At 61.8% G+C, this 20,084-nt stretch carries 9 protein-coding genes; 3 read left to right on the top strand and 6 right to left on the bottom strand.

Translation table 11 applies throughout. The features are described 5' to 3' along the window. The 6 genes from O1W68_RS20365 to O1W68_RS20335 form a co-directional block, all read right to left on the bottom strand. Complete coding sequence (locus tag O1W68_RS20365) at positions 1-2,814, bottom strand: PD-(D/E)XK nuclease family protein (RefSeq protein ID WP_269306679.1); 2,814 nt, start codon at positions 2,812-2,814, stop codon at positions 1-3. A 562-nt stretch (positions 2,815-3,376) separates the two neighbouring features. Further along, the gene (locus O1W68_RS20355) at positions 3,377-4,015 is read right to left on the bottom strand and encodes a hypothetical protein (protein WP_269306677.1); all 639 of its coding nucleotides are present in this window, start codon (positions 4,013-4,015) and stop codon (positions 3,377-3,379) included. 392 nt (positions 4,016-4,407) lie between these two features. Then, positions 4,408-7,542: a restriction endonuclease gene (locus O1W68_RS20350; protein ID WP_269306676.1), complete on the bottom strand. Its 3,135-nt coding sequence runs from the start codon at positions 7,540-7,542 to the stop codon at positions 4,408-4,410. Position 7,543: 1 nt separating this feature from the next. Then, positions 7,544-9,529: a site-specific DNA-methyltransferase gene (locus O1W68_RS20345; protein WP_269306674.1), complete on the bottom strand. Its 1,986-nt coding sequence runs from the start codon at positions 9,527-9,529 to the stop codon at positions 7,544-7,546. A 38-nt stretch (positions 9,530-9,567) separates the two neighbouring features. After that, complete coding sequence (locus tag O1W68_RS20340) at positions 9,568-10,329, bottom strand: DUF4391 domain-containing protein (RefSeq protein ID WP_269306672.1); 762 nt, start codon at positions 10,327-10,329, stop codon at positions 9,568-9,570. Beyond that, positions 10,326-13,505 carry a helicase-related protein gene (locus O1W68_RS20335; protein WP_269306671.1) on the bottom strand — a complete coding sequence of 1,060 codons (3,180 nt, stop codon included), beginning with the start codon at positions 13,503-13,505 and terminating at the stop codon, positions 10,326-10,328. Before O1W68_RS20335 ends, O1W68_RS20340 begins: the two co-directional genes overlap by 4 nt. 413 nt (positions 13,506-13,918) lie before the next feature. On the opposite strand from O1W68_RS20335, the gene O1W68_RS20330 reads away from it, so the two are divergent. From O1W68_RS20330 to O1W68_RS20320, 3 genes are read left to right on the top strand one after another with little or no spacing between them, the layout of a single operon-like run. Then, the gene (locus tag O1W68_RS20330; protein ID WP_269306669.1) at positions 13,919-15,133 is read left to right on the top strand and encodes a DUF6361 family protein; all 1,215 of its coding nucleotides are present in this window, start codon (positions 13,919-13,921) and stop codon (positions 15,131-15,133) included. Continuing rightward, entirely contained in the window at positions 15,120-16,904 is a 1,785-nt protein-coding gene (locus O1W68_RS20325) for a phospholipase D family protein (RefSeq protein WP_269306667.1), read from the top strand. The genes O1W68_RS20330 and O1W68_RS20325 overlap by 14 nt, the downstream gene beginning before the upstream one ends. Then, complete coding sequence (locus O1W68_RS20320) at positions 16,901-20,032, top strand: DEAD/DEAH box helicase (RefSeq protein ID WP_269306666.1); 3,132 nt, start codon at positions 16,901-16,903, stop codon at positions 20,030-20,032. Before O1W68_RS20325 ends, O1W68_RS20320 begins: the two co-directional genes overlap by 4 nt. The last annotated feature ends 52 nt before the right edge of the window (positions 20,033-20,084 follow it).

Genomic DNA, 20,084 nt, shown 5'->3' with positions numbered 1-20,084 from the left:
TCAGTCTCCGTACTTCGCGCGGTAGTCGGCCAGCTCCGGCACGTCCCGCAGGCTCGACCACGCCCGTTCGAGACCGGATTTGCCGAGAAGATCGACCAGCGGATTCGCCCAATGGCTGGCAGGTGGGCGCGGCGGGAAGTACCCGGCTCGAATCATCCTGTGCACTCGGAAGATATCGGCTTTCAAAACGTCGACCGCGGCATTGGTCAGTTGGTATCCGATCGTCTCGTAGTTCGCCTTGTGGTTGACGAACCAATACCGCGTCGTGACGCTGTTCCCCATCGTCAGGGCCAGCAGCCCGTACACGGGGAGCTGGAACTTCGTTCCGCCGTCGGTCGGTTCGGATTCCGAGAGCTTTTTGTACGACGTCGCCTGGCCGGACTTGTAGTCGGTAACCCGAATTCGTCCATCGGTGTGCCGATCGATGCGGTCGATCTTGCCTGCGAACGCAACTTGCTCGCCCATCACATCGAGCAAAACCACGTCAGGCTCGACACCGAAATCCCGTTCGACGTGCACCGGTGTCCACCCGTCGGCACGATCGGCCCGGTCGAGTTCGAACCACTCCACGAGTTCGCGACGAATGATGCTGCTGTCCTTCTCCCACAGTTGCGGCAGCCATCCCGGCGCGTCGATGCGGGCGTCGGCAAGCACTTCTTCGGAAATCACGATGAGGCGATCGAGTGTGGCATCGACGCCGTCGATCGTTCCCTGCACGTAACGTTCGAGGGAAAGGTGAATCAGATTTCCACGGGTCAGCGGATCGAGCTGCGCAGCGTCGTCAGGGTCATCGAGCGTGTCGACACCAAGAACGGTCTTGACGAAGAAGCGGTAAGGACTGGCCACCCACTCTTCGAGCCTGCTCGTCGACACCGGAGCATCGAAGAACTTCACAGCGTTCTCGATGTGAGAGACGTTGCCGTTGAAGCGAGTGAATCGGCCGTGCAGTCTGTCGCTGCGAAGTTCCATTCCTGCAGCGACAATGGGGTCTTCGAGTGCGCCCCGCCGATGACATGCTGAAACCTCGGCCAATGCACGAAGTCGCCATTCAGTTTCCGTTGCGGCACTGACGCCGATGCGACGATCGACAGTCTGCGTCGAGACATCGAACGATTCGACCGTGACGATGGCCTCGACGTCTGCGGTCTGCTTCTGCCAGTCGACGACGCCGATCTTGCTTCCGGACAAGGCATCGAGTGTCGGCATGAGCCAGCGCGATGGCACCTTCTCCGCTCCCCCACGCATACTCCCGCGTGGGAAGGACACGATGCGGTGCTGCTGCCCTGACGCCAGCGTGGCCAGGAATTGCGCCTTCTGGTGCTGGATCTCTTCTGCGAGCGTGCGACCCACCAGTTCACTCGGCAGCAGCGGATCTTCGCGTCGCGTGGCCGGGAGAATGCCCTCGGCCGCTCCGACGACGACGCAGACGTCGAAGTCGCGTCCCGCTCCGGCTGCGAGAAGGCCTACGGTGACGGCCGCCGTCATGGTTCCGACAGTCTCTGGCAAGGCATCGACCCGTACCGAGATCGCATTGACGATTCCCGACGCGGTCGGCGTCGGTGCGATGCAATCCATTGCACCGATTTCGCGACAAATCATGGTCAGGGTGTTGATGTCTGCGGACGTGGGATCGTCGCTACGAGTCGATGTTGCAGTGAAGTAGCGCTCGAGCAGTGCGATCAGGTTGTCGGATGCTGCAGACCACGAGTCGGATTCGGCGATCGCGGTGAGGTCGGCGCGTAGATCAGTCACCAGTGCGTACAGCGATCCTGCTACTTCCGCGTCGCGGTGCTCCGGCTCGATGGCGGCGAGCCGTTCCCAGTCGAGGCCGCCGACGATCTTGATGCTGGACCGTGTCAGGCGTTCCGCGCGCCGCAACGACAAGGGTAATCCTGCGTTGTCGAACCAACGTACGGCACGTTCGGACAGGATCGACAGAAGCTCACGTCGGGGCAGCGTGTCGGTGTCGATGCTGAGAAGTCGGCGTAGCGATCGCGCGGCCGGACGATGCTTGAGGGTGTGGCACTGTTCGCTGGCGAACTCGATTCGGCTGCCGGTGAAATGCTCGTGGATCAAGCGCAGGTAGGGGTCGCCGTTGGCGTAGAAGACACCGATGCGATGGCCGGGCGTTCCGCTGGCTAGGTGCTTTCGTACGAGTCTGGCGACCGATCGGATCTCGTCGTCGGCGTCGGACGCGTGGAGAACCGTGGTGCCGAGCGGTTGCGCCTCGGTCTCGATCACCTGACTGCGGTTCGCGAGAGCGTCGAGAAACTGCGATGCGCCCGCGTCCGCAGCCGTTGGGAGAAACATCACCACCTCACCCAACTTATCTATGCGAGATGTGGCGGCGGCGTAGGCCTCGTGCGGAAGATAGTGCGTGTCGGTGTGCCCGGCGGAAGCGGCAGTGTGTACGCGCAGCATGTCGCGCACCAGAGGAGTCGCGTCCGTGGGTGATGGGTCCGCCACCGCACCGAGCGTGCGTGAGGCAGCGGCCAACGCTTCGGCAGTGATGGGTTGATCTACGACGTCGGCAAAAACGCCGGGCTCGTCGGCGAGCACCTTCTGCACGGACGCGTCGAGATACGGGAACGGCAAAGGCACGCGGGGTGCCAGTGCCGGGGCAGCCAGTGTGGCGACGGCCAGATCGAGCGTCAGGATTTGGGTGTTGGCGACCCCGCCGTGCCGGGCGAGGTACTGCAGAACGTCTCGGATAGCACCTCTGCTGGGCACGATCACCGTGACGAGCCGAAGTGCTCGGTCCCCTTTCGCACGAGTGACGGCGTCGACGAGGCGTTGATACAGGTCATTTCCCACGCTTACATCATGGCCGACAGTCACCTTCCGCGACGGCAGCTTGGCCGACGCAGGCTGCGAGCAGTAACTATTCGCGCCAGATCCGCTGCTCGGAAACACCTCCCATGATCGAGGGTGTGCATTGACGGGCTCGCAAACTTGGTGTTGGCCTGCCCATCGTGCAAAACGAGCAAGTCTCAGCTGCTGCCCGCGCGGTCAAACGTCGTACGAGCCCTAGACCGCGGCCGTGAATCCATCACCGACTTGGCGACATGGATCGACTGGCCGGCGCAGTTCGATCGAGTGGTCACGTCAGCCCGGGGACTGTATGCCAGCCAGCCTGTGGGCTCCCCAATTATGGTTGGGCCGAAACGAAATCACAGCTTTACAAGTCGATTTCGCTTGGCTGCAAGGGTACCGCATCGACCTGTCAGACATGGCCGAGCACCTGTCGTCGACGAACACGACAAGTTGATTCTGAAGTCGTGCGCGGCACTTCATTCGACTATGTCCATTCTCGACCGCTACCGGCACTCGATGCGCCGACGACCATGCGAGCGAACTGCTAGTTACGCCACAATTCTCACAAGGCGGACGTCAACAGTTGAATCGTTCCTTCGAACTGGCTACCAGGCTGTGCGTCGGCCGGAGCGTAGTTGTACCGATACCGCGCGGGCTCTGCAAGACGATCCTGCGCTGCCCGCGCCGTCAAAGGTCCAATCGGAAAGGCTGTCACGATCTGGATGTCGTCACCCGAAAACGAGCCATACAGTAGCGCAGTCGAATTGGTCATGGGGTCGCGTATGCACACAGTGCGCATTCGCCGTCGACGATCGATAACTTCGTCGAAAGCCAGAATCGTCCGACTGTCTGCTGCCGGATCGGTCAATGTCGGTAACGCAACTGACGCAACACGTTCCATCAGTGGCACCGTCGAAGCAGTCGGAAAGAAGAACGACGACTCGAGCCGGAACGCTTTCGCCAAATCATTGGTCAACCACCTCTGCCGCTTGAGGCCGTACGGAGTTGCGACCGCGGACAGCAAGTAGCCGTAAACGTGTATTAGCCCCGCATGCCCGATGGGAGAATCGAATGCACCTGGCACGCCGCGATGAAGCCACGAGAACATGGGCTCGTCGAACATTGGCGCTTGCGCGTTGTCATCGATAACGGTGGAAGAGCGCCACTTCGCCATCTCGGCCAGATCAATCCGCGACGCCACGATTTGTTCGCCAAACCACCGTGCGGTTAAGTCGGCGGGGTCGGGACCGCCATCGATTGAACTGCTGACGGCACGCTCGATGCCCGACAACACGGACGAAATGTCCTTCACGGGTCACTCCCATCCCAAGGTCCGATGCCAAATAGCGCAAGCGCCGACGCAGTATCGCGACATGATCAAACCGAACTTCGATGAGGGTTCCATGAACCGAGAGCGACCGACCACCTTCACGTGTTTGACCGCTCACATATTCGTGGTTGGCATTTAGTATCAACTCAGGACCGTTTTCAATTCAGTCCCCGCGGAGCTCGTCAACCACGCGCGCTATGCCATTCTGGGCATAGCGCGTAGGCATAGGCCCCCGGAGGCCCCTCAGACGGATCGCCAGCGGCTTACTGACCGTGCGCGGAGTCCTTGGTGGAGACATCATCGAAAACAGCGTCTGCGGCCTCCATCGTATTTACCACGGCGAACTTCAGATCGGCGAAACCCACATCGGCTCTTACCCGATCGAAATGACGAATGGCTGCAAGAATCTTGCCGCGCTCCACTGGGCGGAGGAGCTCAAGGTCTGTTGTGCTCTTGGTTTCGAAGACGATGTACTGGCTCCCGTTAGGGCGCTCCGCCATCACCGCCCAGTCCGGGTTGTAGTCGCCGAGCGGCGTGGGAATGACGAATGCGTCGGGCAGCTTGACGAAGATCTTGACGTCCTCGCGCTGCTGAAGCCGCAGAGCGAACTCCCGCTCCACGCCGGAGTCGACCACCAAGAATTTGTATGGTGACTTCGCGCCGAAGGAGATGGGCTCGTTGGTGGCATCAGCGACAACATTTCCACCGCTTCCGGTGTAGCCGGAGAGATCGGCTTCTGCGAGCAACGATAATGGATAGCGCTGCTCACGGTCCGGTCGGCTCTCATCCACGAGCTCGTATCTGAGACCGCTGATCAGGAACCGGGACTTGGTCGAGTTCAGCACCGCTGTTACCTGATCCACGTAGACCTGCGGGTTCAGCCTGAACTGGGGAAGGGTTCCCGAATCCGTCAGCACGTGAGCAATGGTTGCCCGGGTGAGCTGAGTGCGATCAGCTAGCACAGAGAGGATGTCGGGAAGATTCTGACTGTCCTCGTAGTTGACATCGGCGCGACGCACGTTGCTGGTCTCTGCACTCAACCCACTCTGGTCGATGCGATCGACAACGTGAGTTAGCCACTCCCCCTTCCGCTTCGGCACTGGCGCCATCTCGCGCAAAGCCTTCACAATCTCGTCGCGCAGGGCGGCCTCGTCGACTACGACTCGGAACTCGGTGCGGTGTTGGATCCGATTCCAGAGAGCGCGGAACTCGGGGCTATCCAGTCGCTCCTGTACCACTGGCACGGAGATTCTTGAACCGGCCTTCTTGACGTCGATGGGCTTGGCGATCCTCTTGATCAGCCGACGAATTTCGGCCCGACCACGCTCGTCCGCAATGGCACCCTCGACCAGCTGACGCAGTTCCTCGGTGTCTTGTTGAATGGCTTCGCGGAGCCTGTCCTGAACTTTCCCGCGCGAGTCGATGTATCCGGCCTCCAAGAGGGCAGCGAAGAGCTCGCGGCCAGTCTCGTTCCCGATGGGCTTGGACTCAGAAGCGCCGAACGGCTTGTACGTGAGCCGGGCAAAACCGTCGATCGTGACGACGCCGAACTCTATACCGAGGTCCTCAGCCAGCTCACGCTGCAGTTGTTCGGCAAACTCTTCGTACGACTCATTTGCTATGACAGTCAGGCGGTTGACGTCGAAACCGCGAACCCGGTTGCCGTCGCCGTCGACGCACAGCCGCAGACCTCGCCCGATGCTCTGCCGCCGCCAACGCTCGGAGCCCATGTTTCGCAGCACGCAGATCTGGAAGACATTGGGGTTGTCCCACCCTTCCTGAAGCGCGGAGTGGCTGAAGATGAATCGGATCGGGCTGCCCGGCGTCGTCAGACCGATTTTGTCCGTCATGATCTGCTCATAGGCAAGCCCCGCTTGCTGGCGGCCCTTATCGGTCGTCTCTTTGGTGTCGACGAGGCGCTCAACGCTTCCGCGACCCCGGTCGACCGAGAAGTAGCCCTGGTGGGCTTCGGCCGCGACGGCGTCGGCGGGCCTGTTACCCAGGAGCTTGTTGAACTCCGGTTCGGACGCGATCTTGGCGTACTCCTCCTCAAAGATCGATGCATACTCTCCTGGCTGGGCTTCGCCGTTCTCGTCGTAGACGCGGTATTTCGCCACCGTGTCGACGAATAACAGACTGAGGACTTTGATCTCGAGGCCGTGGAGCGCGAACTCATCTTCTTTGCGCAGATGCTGTCGGATGGTCTGCGCGATCATCTGTCGGGCGCGTTCGCCCAGGCCTATCTCGGCGCCGATCGCTTCGCCAATTTTCACTTCACTGTAGTCGGTGAACCGAACGTGCTCCTCTCCTGGAACCACGCTGATGCTGTTGACCTCCAGTTCACGGTAGAGGTCGCGACCCGTGTAATCACCCAAGTTATCCCCGACGCTGACGGTGAACGCCTTCCGCTTGGTGCCCGTCGCGGTCTCAGCGTCAAGCTCCACACGTGCTCTGAACTTCGTGCCGGTGCGCTTGGTGCTCAGCAGGCGCACATACTTCGCGGCGCCGCTGCCTTCGGTGACGAGGTCGTCGACCTCGATCTGCTTCACCAGCTGCTTCTCGTAAGCGCTGATTGCGTCGAGGCGGTAGATCAGGTTGCCCTTGTCGAACTTCGGGTGCGTGGCCGAGTATCGGATCGTCGCAGCCGGGTTCATACCTTCCACGGCAAGCCGACCAGCGCCCTTCTTCTTTCGCGGATTGCCGTCGTCGCCGTACACGCTCTGCGGCTCATCGACGATGACGATGGGATTCGTTGCGCGCACGAGGTCCATCGGCACCTCGAAATCGAGAACCTCCGACGGCTTGTTGATCTTGGTGGTCGCTTTGTTCATCGCCGCGACCGTGATGATCATGACCTCGATCCCCGACGACGTCGCGAACGACCGTAGACGGGAGACGTTGTCGCCGGAATACTTGAACCACAGCATCGGCGGGTTCCCGTACAGGGCACCGAAGTGCTCTCGAAGCATTTCTATCGACGTCGCGACACCCTCGTTAATCGCGACGGATGGTACGACGATGACGAACTTCGTAAAGCCGTACAGAGAGTTCAGCTCATAGATTGAGCGAAGGTAGACGTAGGTCTTTCCCGTTCCGGTCTCCATCTCGACGGTGAAGTTCATCGAGTCGAGCTTGGGCTCAGGAGCTAGACCGATACGATCCTGCGCCGCACGTAGATTTTGTAGGACGGTCTCTGGCACCAGGCGGAGTCGGTTGCCGTATCCCTGGGTCGAAATCCCCAGCTCGTCGCCCGACGCCTCGTAGAGCCCCTCGCTTAGAGCGGCATGGGCTTGAACCGTGAAGTACGACGTCAGCGACTCCTGCCCCTTGAAGAGTCCTGTGAGGGCATCGATCGCATCGCGCTGGTAGTCGAGGTCCGCCTCGAAGGTGAACTTCACGTCAGATGCTCCGCATCGTCTTGATGCCCGCTTGCTGGAGCGCAGCCGCAAGATTTAGCTTAGCGGAGGAGTCCCTGAATCCAGTGTCTCGAACCACAACCGTAATGTCAGAATCAACTGGCTCTTCGTCCCTCCAATCAACGATCGCCTTGGCGATCTCGTCTGCCATGTCAATTGTCACATCCATCCCGAAGAAGGCGTACAGAGTCCCCGCCAGGCTGTAGAGCGTGTTGTTCGCCACTTCGCGGGCCGATACGGGCGTGACAAGGTCAATCCCCAGTCGCAGCATTACCTCTACAAGCAGGTCTTCGCTCGTTCGCCCAGCGGCGAGGTTATCCACGTCCCCAATGAGGTCGAGTTCACCCGTGCCGTCCCACGGCTTAACGTTGCTCTCCGCAAGACGATACGACCGGAACCCAGTATCGATTACTGGCTGATCCGGATCGCGACGCCCAATGGTCTGCTTGCCAGCGCGACGGAGACGCTCTCGCGTGATGTCCGCGATCGTTACGTAATCTGAATGTTCGACGGCCTCATCGAGTTGAACAAGGATGTACCGCCTAGAACCATCGTCCGAAGAATTCAGGTTCATCAACGCGTTGCCCGTTGTACCTGAGCCAGCAAAAAAATCGAGGACAAGAGAGTCGGGGGTGGCCCGCGTGGCAAGATTGATCCACCGAGCGAGCACATCGACGTCTTTCGGGTACGGGAAGACGTCACTGTCGAGCAGGTTCGCGAGACTCTTCGACGCACTCGTTCGCTTACGCTCAAAGACTGACGTGGGAACGACGCCCTCGTCGGAGTCAAGAAAAGTTTTACGGTTAATAAACTCAGTGTGGTCCTTACCCCAAACAATAAGTCCAGCATCGATGTCGTGCTGCATGCGTTCCTGCTTCGAATAGATCCATCCTCTACTGGGTACCTTCACTGGCAGCTTCGTCACTGGATGCGGTACGTCGTAACGCGGTCCGCCGCCCCCTGGCCACGAGACATCCCGCTTTCGATAGACCCTTCCGTCAGGCTCAAACTCATAAAAACGGTTGTTGTCCTTCGCCGGATGTCCTTCCGGCAAGGACGCGATCCACTTCTTCATCGAGACTGTCGCGCGCGCTGGATCCTGCCCTGAGTCATCCCACGCCCTCTGAGCTGCCTCGCGGGTGGTCTCGTCCGCGGCCCGAGGCTCACGCCAGCGAACTTCTTGACGTCGCATCGTGGCTTCATTCTTTGCGTACACGAGCATATAGTCGTGGCCGACCGATACGTAGCGAGAGTCATTCTTCCGACCGCCTTGCCAGATGAGATTGGCAACGAAGTTTTCTGCGCCAAAAATCCGGTCGACGAGCAACTTTAACCGTGCGTGCTCAGTGTCGTCGATGGCGACAATGATGACGCCGGTCTCTTTGAGCAGGTGGTGTGCGACCAAAAGACGCGGATACATCATTGAAAGCCACTTCGAATGAAGCGAAGCCCCGGTCTTTCGTTCCTCGGCGCGGTCTGAGCCGCTACCAGCCTGCAGCGCACCATCTTCGTCGCGCAGCCCCACCTCAGCCTCGTGCTCGGCATGGGTAGCGACACGCTTGTCGTCATACACAAAATCGTTCCCAGTGTTATACGGCGGATCAATGTAGATCACGTCGACCGAGTTCGTGTACGCGCGACGAAGAAGCCGTAGCACTTCGAGGTTGTCCCCCTCGATAACGATGTTCCGCGTGCCCTCCCAGTCGACCGACTCGTCAGGCTTGGGAAGCAGAGTCATGGTCGCCGGAAGCGTCGACAACCGACGGGCTGCGGCCATACCGGGCCAGCGCAGACCGAAACCCTCGGTGGCCGTTGAGGCTGCATCCTCGCCTAGTAGGTCTCGCAGCACTTCCAGGTCGACTGTTCCATCAACGACAGCATCGGGGAACAACCGTGCCAGCTCGGCGACGTTACGATTTGCCTCGCCCGGTCCGTCGAGTTCGTTGAGCGGGGCAAAGTCGTCAGTCACAGGATCTGCTTTCTAATGATTGTCGGTCAGGGCAGTGATCATTGGGGCGAAGCCGGACTATAAAGAGAGCCTGCGACAGTTTCAATTTTCTGCCTCAGCTCTCTTGCCTCGGTGTTGAGCCGGATCCGACCGGCGTGGCTCTTCTCTTTCTTGGCGTCGCGGGCAACGACCGTCAACTCAGCGTTGAGGACAGTGAGTCGCCCGCGCAAATCGAGCGCCTCGTCGGTGCTGAGTGACGGGGATGCGGGGTGGCCATTGGCAGCAGCGACGCGGACCAGATCGCGATAAAGGGACCACAGATCAGTGCGATTCAGGTTGTCGATTCTCAACCCGCCCGGCGCGATGCTCGTCAGCGGAACGACGACACTCTGGTCGATCACCGACGTAGCGCGTTCGGGATCGCCGAGATTAGTGTGTGTCAGTGCGAGCGAGACCGATTCGCCGTCGCGAGGCGAACTGAGGAAGAGAATCAATGGGCGGGGCATGCTGCGGTGGAGCAGCTCTAAAAGCCTGGTCGTGTCTGCCGATGAGGCTGAGTCTGAGAGCTCCACATGAAACACAGCAATGTCGTCGATGCGTCGTTGCTCGTCAACATACGCAGGAATTTTCAAGTTGTCAGCGCGCAAAACTGCCTGGACCGTCGCACGGGCGACGGCTCGGGTAATCAACGCTGCATCGACTGGCTGCGAGGCAGCCTGCTCCACCAACATCTTCTTGGGGACTCGTCCTGGCTGGTGCACCGACGGCGAGAGGCCCAGGACGATCTGCGGCGCGAAAGCGGTTACTTCGCCGGCGTTCATGGTACGAGTGCCATCCACGCGACAAGATCGACCGTGGCCAATCCACTTGTCTGTGCCTCATCGCCGTATGTCGATGCGCCGGCGGAGAACAGGGACGTAACGGCACTTTCCTTGGCCTTACCGTTGACCGCTCGCACGGCAACGTCGAGCAGCTCGCGGTAATGACTCAAGTCCAGGCCTTCACGAGTCGCCGTGTTGAAGTCGGCAAGCGCGTCAGCATCCGGATCGGTTTGGGCGAGCGAGTGGCGGCGCAGGACATCAAGTGCGAGCTTCGGCTGTTCGATGGAATGTGCAATGACTCCGTCGTCGGTGATATAGGCGAGCAAGTTGGGCGCGAGCGGGTAGTCCGCAGGCACGCCAGATGACTCCTCGCGGGCCCTGAGAAGGAAGATCGCGCCAGGCGCGAGTCCGTCGTTGGCCAATGCGCTGTCGAACCGGCTGACTGCGAACAGGGCAAGCGGCCAGCGCTCGACCTCCGCCAACTCGGTTGCGGGCCTTGCGGCAGCGTCCATGCGGAAGTCGGACAGGGTGAGGTCGGTGATGCTCAACCCGCCCGCGAGATCTTCCATAGTGGGTGCGGCGACGCGCATCTGCTCGAGCTGCCGGCGTCGGTAATCGAGATCGTTCATCGCGCCGGTGTCACCCGAGTCCAGCACGTTCTCCTCCCCAGTCGCGGACACGTCGAGCAATGACATACGGCTGGAGACTCGCTTCTCCAGGTTGATGTACGACTCAAGGTCGATGTTCGGCCAGAAATTCACCAGATGAACAGTGGCGTTCGTCGTTCCCAGTCGATCGACACGTCCGAACCGTTGCACTATTCGAACCGGGTTCCAATGGATGTCGTAGTTGACGACTGTGTCGCAATCTTGAAGGTTCTGCCCCTCTGAGATGGTGTCGGTCGCGATTACAACGTCGATCCGGGGACCGTCGAGATCTCCATTCTTCGCACGGGGGGCGAAGGCCGCCAGCACCTCGTGCATACCGTTTCGGGCTAGCGGCGCTGTGGTCCTGGTCGAGCCACCCGTAATCAGGGCTACATGAAGCCCCAGATCAGCAACCGACCACTCGGCAACATTGGCGTACAAGTACTCAGCCGTGTCTGAGTATGCGGTAAAAATCAGTGACTTGCGGTTGTCGCCGTTCGTCGGGTTCTTGGCCTTTTCAAGCAGAAGCCCTTTGAGCTCGGCGAGCTTCGCATCGCGGCTCACATCTACCGCCGAGACCTCGTCGAGAACCTCACGAAGGGTGTCTCGGTCCTCCGCAAGGTCCTGCCGCCACCTGACCTGGTCGACGTCAGCAAGGAACACCCGGACTTTCCCTCCTACAACGTCTTCCAGCTCCTGGTCGTCCATATCGACCTCCGACAGTTCACTGAAGCTGTTGATCGAAAGACCCGCTTCGCCGCGAGCGTCGAACTCATCGATGCGCGCGATCGCCGCCTCTACCTTGCCGAGGATCTTCGCTACCGTCATCGACAGCGAATGGACGGATGATTCCAATCGCTTCAGCAGTCCTATCCGCATCAGGTGAACGATGTTGTCCTCGCGGTCGGTCTGCCGCCAGACCCGTGAACCACCACCGCGCAAATTCTGGTCGTACAAGTCGGCGTACTTCTTCTTCGCCTTCTCGAGTACGTACGAGGTTGGTTTGTAAGCGCTGAGATTGAGCATCAGGATAGCTGCGTTGAGGTCGGCCAGTGGCATCAGCCGACCGGTAGAGTCGATCGGAGGTGACAGATTGATTGGTGCCATGCGTTCGGGGAAGCGGCCAACATCAGCGGTGCCGTAGTACTTTTCGATGTGCTTTCGAGACCGAGCAATCGTGATGAGGTCGAGAAGTCGGATGTAATCCATGCCGAGCGCACCGAGCAGCCCATCGGTCGTGCGCTGCTCCACGGGCTGGTTTTGCCACATGGTGAATCGGCCTTGAGCTTTACGGAGCGTGCTATCGATGCTTTTAATCCCACTACCCGCCAGGGCGCTGTCGTCGCCCTCGGTTGCGAAGAGCACCTGGTTCTTCAGGTCAGCAAGGCGCGTATTGACGGGCGTCGCGCTCAACATAAGGACCTTTGTCTTTACCCCCGCCACGAACACTGCGCTCATGAGGCGCTCGTACCTGGTGGTGCGGTCCTTCACCTGGGGGTTGTTTCGGAAGTTGTGGGATTCGTCGATCACGACGAGGTCGTAGTTGCCCCAGTTGACATGGGCCAGATCGATATCCCCTGAGGTGCCGGTCTCACGGCTGAGGTCTGTGTGGTTCAGGACGTCGTAGTTCAGCCGATCTGCAACAAGCGGGTTGCGAGCACTGTTCGCGCGGTACAGCGTCCAGTTCTCCCTAAGCCTCTTCGGTGCAAGAACGAGGACCCGGTCGTTGCGCAGTTCGTAGTACTTGATGACTGCGAGCGCTTCGAACGTCTTGCCGAGACCGACGCTGTCGGCAATGATGCAGCCGTTGTGACGGTCCAGCTTGTCGATCGCACCTAAAACCCCATCACGCTGAAACTTGTACAGCTTCGACCACACCGCTGTGTCGAAGAAGCCTGTTCGGCCTCGATCCTCAGCGGTCTTTCCTGCTTCATCGACAAAATCCGAGAACAGCGACGTCAGGATCCGCAGATAAACAGACTCAGGCGCATTGTCGCGCGCGAGTACGCGCGCGGCATCCAGGAAGTCTTCCTGCGAGGGCCTTGAGGCGGCAGGGTCGTTCCAGACCCGTTCGAAGTTGACAGCCAGCTCTGAAGTTTGGTCGGCATCGTGGACCTCGCGAGGGAAGAGGAGCGATGAGGACGCAACAAGACCGAGACTTTCCGCTTCAAATCCTGCGCCATGGACGGCGTAAGTTTCCGGCCCGTCCACCAATGTCCAAGAGTCCCGGCTACGGCGTTTGAGTGACCGGACCTGAAGCTTGTCTTCGGCCCAGGTCAAGAACTCGCGGGCGATACGTTGTTGCTCCAAGCGGGCGCGGAGCACGTGCTCCTCCTCCAACCCATTGAGCGCGAACTCGTCGAGCGACCCGCTGCGGAGAAGCAGCCGTGTCGGTACGTCCTCCATCTCTTTCCGGAGCGCGTCGAAGACAAAGATGGAGAACGAGTCCGAAAGCACGTCAAGAGACTTGGCGTCGACCAGGTGCTCTTTGAAGCGTTCAAGAATTGAGCGGGAATCACCTGAAGACATTCGACTCAAGCCCCTCCGGATTGGGCAACGTCCGACAACTCGGCATGCCCAGACTCAACTTGTGCCTCCAGGCTCCGTGCAGAACCGATAGTGCCATCTCGGCAGGTGCCGGGGTGAGGTTCTGACCATGGTGCGCGGTTTGTACTCGATCAGTTTGACTGGTCCGGTCTCGACTCCGATCGCCGAAATTCGAGCGGGCCGATACACGAAAACAGTTCGCTCCGCGCAGCGTACAGTTCCTCCGCCCACGCAGCGTTTTGGCGTACGTCCTTGGCGCTACCACGACTCCCATTCTCGCTATACCGAACGCAACCACCAATTTCGGGGCGACCTCTGACCGGGTGGGTACGAGATTATTCGAGTCCGATAGCACGACCTTTACTCTAGTGTTCCTATCGTTAGGGGGAGCAACCATGCCATCAACCCTGTCCTGGCTCGACACGTCTGCCGAGGAGCAGCGGCGCGTCCGTGAGCTCATCGCGCTATACACCCAGTCGGAGAGCCGCGACGAGCTCGGCATCGGCCAAATCCGCGATGCTTTCGCCGACGGGCTCTTCCCCGGCACCTCGACCATTCACACCCGGGCGCGTTACTTCCTTTTCATCCCCTGGCTCTTCACCCAGGGCGCCAAGACCCGCGGCGGCACCAAACTCACCACCTGGACCGACACCAAGGAGCGCAAGCTCATCGGCGCGCTCAAGGACGAGGGCATCGGCGCCGGACAGGGCCTGATCGGGCGCGTCGCTGGCCCCAGCGTGAAGACGTTGCCGTCCGCAATCTACTGGTCCGCGCTAGGCCGCTATGGCATCCTCAACCGCGACATCTCGCCGGATATGATGGGGGCCCTCAGGCTCGCCAACAGTGATGACGACGAGCTGGCCGTCCGCAACATCCAGGATTGGCACCCCACGTTGCCCGCCCCACCGGCGGGCTTTCCCGCGAAGGTCGAAGGCGGCATGGCGCTGCTGCCCGCGGAGGCGGGGTGGCTGCAGGAGCGCATCCTCGAGGCCGTCCCGGGCACCATGCTGGCTCACCTGCTCACCGATGACACCCCGTCTGCCGACGACATCATGCCGCCGTGGTTCGATCCGGCCTGCCTCTCGGCCGACGGCCCGCCGGCTACGCTCCTGAGGCACGGCCGCCTCTTCAGCCTGGTGATGCAGGGTTCTGCGCTTCTCTATAATCTGCTCGTCGCCGAGCGATACGAGGCTGCCGGCTTGACTACCCACCCACAGCCCGTCGACGGCTACCGGGAAGCCATACGCACCTGGGCCGAGAGCGTCCAGGACGACGGCGAGCTACTTCGCGCGTGGGACCGCCACGAGATGTGGGACCTGTTGCGCATCACCAACCCCCGCATCGGGCCGCAGACTCGTGCGTTCGTCGACGAGTGGATCGATGCAGTCCTTGCCGGGCGGGGAACCACCGTCGCCGACGACAAGGACGTCCGCTCGCTGGTCGACCTACGGGAGCGTCGACAGAAGGGTGCTCAGTCTCGGTTGGTCAATGATCGGTTGCTGCGCACCTGGTCTGGGGCGTCGGGCACGTCAATGCTGGTCTACCGCTGGCCACAGGTCCGCCGCATCGTTGCCGACATCAGAGAGGGGATCGCCGATGCTGGCGCCTGACAGCCGCAGAACCCTGATCGACCAGCTTCGCCCGCCCGTGGGCTATCGCCTGGATGCGGCAGTGGGCACCACCTTCACCCTCGACCTGACCGCCGCGCTGGTGCCTCCACTGGCGTTCGCGAGCTTCGCGGTCCGCAGCACGACGGACCCAGTGAGCGTGCTGGAGGCGGTCCGCTCATGCGCAGATCGGGTGGATGTCTTTGCCCAGGAGGGATACGTGCGGGCTCCATCGCGCTACACCGCGCTGACGGCGTTCCTGGAGCCGATGCTTCACGAGGTGCAGGCTCCTCCCGGCGGCCTTTTCCACCCCAAACTGTGGCTCATGCGGTTCACCGCTGATGACGAGGCGGATGCGTACCGCCTGGTCGTTCTCAGCCGCAACCTCACCGAGGACCACGCCTGGGACGTCTCGCTAACCCTCGACGGGTTGCGGGGAACGCGGCCGACGGTGGCCAACCGACCGTTGAGCGCCCTCGTCAGGTCGTTGCCCGGCAGGACCCGGCAGCCGGTGCCCGTAGACAGACGAGGCCGCATCGACAAGCTGGCCGAGGATGTCCGTTACATGGAATGGGAGCGACCTGAAGGCGTAACCGAGCTTGCCTTCCACGTGTTCGGTGTCGCCAATGAGAGGGCCGCCCCGGACTTCACCGGGTATGGCCACCTCGTGGTCTCACCATTCCTCAACGACGCTGGCCTCGCTCAGCTGACGGCGGGCACGAAGAGCGCGACCGTGGTCTCGCGCGCAGCCTCGCTGGACAGCTTGGCGCCAGAGACCGTGCAGGGCCTGGACGCTACCTACGTAGTGAGCACCGTCGCCGGTCTGGACGACGGGGACGCCACCGAGGACGACAAGCCTGCTGGGCTTCTCAACGATCTGCACGCCAAACTCGTCGTCGTCGAGCGCGGCCAACAGGCCCACCTGTTCCTCGGCTCGGCCAACGCGACCGATGCCGCGCTTAACCGCAACATCGAGATTCTCGTTCAGCTCTCCGGGGGCAAGAAGAACCTCGGGGTTGGGACAATGCTCGATCCGGGCTCGCCGTTCCTCGGGATGCTCGAGCAGTACGACACCGTGGGCGGTGCCCTTCCGGATCCCGACGCCGAGGCCCAGTGGCAGCTGGAGAACGCACTGCGCGTGCTGGCGTCCCGGAGATGGGTCGTCTCGGTCGGCCGGTCCGATGGTGCCTACTCGCTTCGCTTCGAGACGCGTGACGGCGCGACGGTGCCCGCGGGAATGACTGCTCGCGTGGAGCCGCTGGCACACCCCGGTGTGGCCTGCACCGTCGACGACGGCCGTACCAGCCATGGCACCGTCGAGGGTGTCCCGCTGATCGAGGTCAGCCCGTTCCTGCGGCTGAGCCTCACCGATGGCGCAGGCCGTGAGGCCGCGTGTGTGGTGCGGGCCGAGCTACGGGGCGACCCGGAAGGCAGACTCGACGAGGTCCTCGCCTCGCAGATCAACACGCCGGAGAAGTTCCTGCGCTTCCTGGCTCTGTTGCTCGGGCTCGGGCAGGCACACCCGTTGGCAATGGTGGGCCTCGGCGGGGCGAGCGCCGGGACAAGCGGTGAACTTGCGCCGGCACCTCAGGTCTTCGAGATCGTCATCCGCGCCCTCGCCCGCTCGCCTGAGTCGATTGGCGACCTCAACCGTCTCGTGCAACGAATGCTGGCCACCGAAAACGGGGTGGCTAATCTTCCGGAGGGCTTTGCCTCGTTCTGGGATGTCGTCACTGCCAGCCGAATCAAACTCAATCCGGAGGCCACTCGATGACCACTTTCGACGCTGCCCCGGTTATTGCACGGCTCAAGGGGTTTCAGCAGCGCACCGTCGAACACGTAATGGCGCAGCTCGACCGACCGGCCTCGCGCCGGCGGTTCCTCGTCTCCGACGAGACCGGGTTGGGCAAGAGCCTCGTAGCCCGTGGCGTGATCGCCCGAACCATCGAGAAGCTCCAGGACGAGCCAGATCGCGGACAGATCAACGTGGTCTACGTCTGCTCCAACAGCGACCTCGCCGCGCAGAACCTTTCCCGCCTTGACGTCACCGGTGGCCGTCACCAGGGCATACCCAGCCGGCTAAGCCTCCTGGCCAAATACACCCGGGAGCTGCAGCCTGACCTCGACGCCAACGGCGTGAAGGTCAACCTGGTGTCGTTCACCCCGGGGACGTCGTTCCGAACCGGCCACCAATCCGGCCAGGTGGAGGAAAGGGCACTGCTCTTCCTGCTGCTCCGCACCGTCGCCAACCTCACCGGTTGGAACCGCCACGCTGCGCTGGTTCTGCTGCAGGGTGGAATTGCGTCCCGCGAGCGCTTTGAGTATCACGTCGATGAGTTGGAGTCCTCCCTCGACGGCCCGCCCGACCCGGTCATCTCGGACCGGTTCCTTGCCGCATGTCAGAACAATGGCCTCACAGCGACCTTCACCGACCAGCTCGAGCGTCTCGGCCACAAGCGCGATGTTCCCAGCGAGATGGCCTACGAAGTACGTCAACTCATCAGCGATATGCGCGGTGAGCTCGCTCGCGCCGGGCTCAGCGTGCTGAACCCAGACCTCGTCATCCTCGACGAGTTCCAGCGCTTCCCCGAGCTGCTCGATGCCAGCACCCCAGAAGGAGAGCTGGCCGACCAGCTGTTCTCCTACCCCAACACGCGAGTGCTGTTGCTCTCCGCGACGCCGTATAAGCCTTTCACTTACGCCGAGGAGTCGGGCGACGACCACCACCGCGACTTCCTCCGCACCATCGCCTTTCTAGACACCGACATCGCCGACCATGTCGCAAAAGACCTCGCTGAGTACCGTACCGCGGTGACCCAGGGACGCCCCGTCGCCGAGCTCTCCACCCGGCTGCGGGCGACGCTGCTGCAGGTGATGAGCCGCAGCGAGCGGCCGATCGGCGTCGCCGGCGGGATGCTGTCTGAGCATGTCGACATCGTGGATGACCTGTCGGCTACTGACCTTCTCGACTACGTTGCCCTGCACCGTATCTCAGGCCTCATTGACGGCGATGTAAGCCTGGAGTACTGGAAGTCGACACCGTACTTCGCGAACTTCTGCGACGGGTACAAGCTCTCCGAACAGCTTAAGAAGCGGCTCAAGGGTGACGACGCAGAGACTCTAGGTCCCGCTGTCCATGCCCTCGCCCGGCTCGACCCCGCCGCGGCCTCGGGTACCGGCGAGGTCGACCTGGGCAACGGCAAGCTACGCGCTCTTGCTCGGCAAACTGTCGATGCCGGTTGGTGGCAACTACTGTGGATGCCGCCGTCGCTGCGCTACCTCGAGCCGAGCGGACCGTACGCCGAAGCGTGGGCGCAAGGGATCACAAAGCGGCTGGTGTTCTCGTCGTGGTCGGCGACACCAACGGCGATCGCAAGCCTGCTAAGCCAGCGCGCTGGCCGGGCCGCGTGGTTGGGATCCCAGCGCGAGGATAAGGGCCCAGCCGGGCGCCGCGGCACACGCAGCCTCTTGAACTACAGCGTCGCGGGCGGGCGGGCGGAATCCATGACCACCCTGGCGATGTTCTGGCCGATGCCGGGACTTGCGAAACGTGCCGACCCGCTGGCCGCAGCGCAGCGCGACCGGGTACCACTGTCGCGCGCGGTATTCGAGGCAGACCTCACCCGCGGGTTGCGCTCGGGGACGTCGAAATACAGCGTATCCGCGGTGGCGGAGGCGGCGCGCGCAGCAATCGCGTTCGAAGACTCACTCCCACAGGCTCTGCTTGACGATGACGGGCTCAACAGTCGCAAGCTCATTATCGAAGCCCTCGGTACAGGCTCGGTCGGTGATGCTGACGACCCAGCTGGCCAGCACGGCCTAGCCACACACGTCGACGAGGCCCTCGAACTCATTCGCGGCGGTTCCGACGTCGAGATGGCGTCCGTAGCGCCGACCGTCGCCATGCTGGCGGCCCACAGTCCGGGCAACATCGCTTGGAGGGCGCTGCACCGGATTGCGGCCAATCACCCCGCCGTGACGGACGTCGGGCTCTGGCGCGCCGCGGCCACCATGGCCGCTGGTTTCCGAACACTGTTCAACCGGCCTGACACCATCGTGCTGCTGGAGCAACTCGACCAAAACGGCGCCTACTGGCAGAAAGTGCTCCGCTACTGCGCGGCAGGCAACCTGCAGGCTGTCATGGATGAGTATCTCCACCACATTGCCAACGAGAACCAAGACGAGATCGACAACGACTCTTTGATGAAGGCTGCAAAAACCGTCTCTTCCGCGCTGACATTATTGCCGTCGACCTACCGGGCATTCGACCCGGGTAATCCGGACGACGCCATTCGCATGACGAGCCGCTTCGCGCTGCGCTACGGGGGCGGCAACACCGACGAGAATGTCCGCCAGCCCGATATACGTAGGTCGTTCAACAGCCCGTTCTGGCCGTTCGTGCTGGCAAGTACAAGCGTCGGGCAGGAAGGGATTGATTTTCACTGGTGGTGCTCGGCTATCACCCACTGGAACACCCCCGCAAATCCCGTCGACTTCGAGCAGCGCGAAGGGCGCATCGACCGCTTCGGTGGGCACGCCGTCCGCCGCAACCTCGCCCACCGCCACGGAGCCGCCATGCTGGCGACGAACAACCCCTGGCGTGCGGCCTACACGCTGGGCACAGACGAACAAGCCGATCTTGGGGATTTTGCGCCACATTGGGTGTACCCGGGACCGGCGAAAATCGAGCGACACCTCTCGCCGTACCCGCTCAGCGTCGACATCGCCCGGCTCGAGAGGATGAAGAGCGACCTGGCGCTGTACCGATTGACGTTCGGCCAGCCGCGCCAGGAAGACATGCTGGCGCTGCTGCGCAAGCGGGGTCTCGAAGCTCAGCCGGAAGTGCTGGCCGAGATGCGTATCGACCTCTCGCCACCGTCTACGAACAGAGCCACACGATGATGGACCTCAGCACTTTCTCCGTAACCACCGGCCTCCCGCGATACGCCGACCC

It is taken from the genome of Rhodococcus sp. H36-A4 (assembly GCF_027158005.1).
In the GTDB taxonomy this organism is placed as follows: domain Bacteria; phylum Actinomycetota; class Actinomycetes; order Mycobacteriales; family Mycobacteriaceae; genus Rhodococcoides.
Note: the sequence above shows the minus strand (reverse complement) of the source record. Positions and strands in the feature narration are given on the sequence as shown.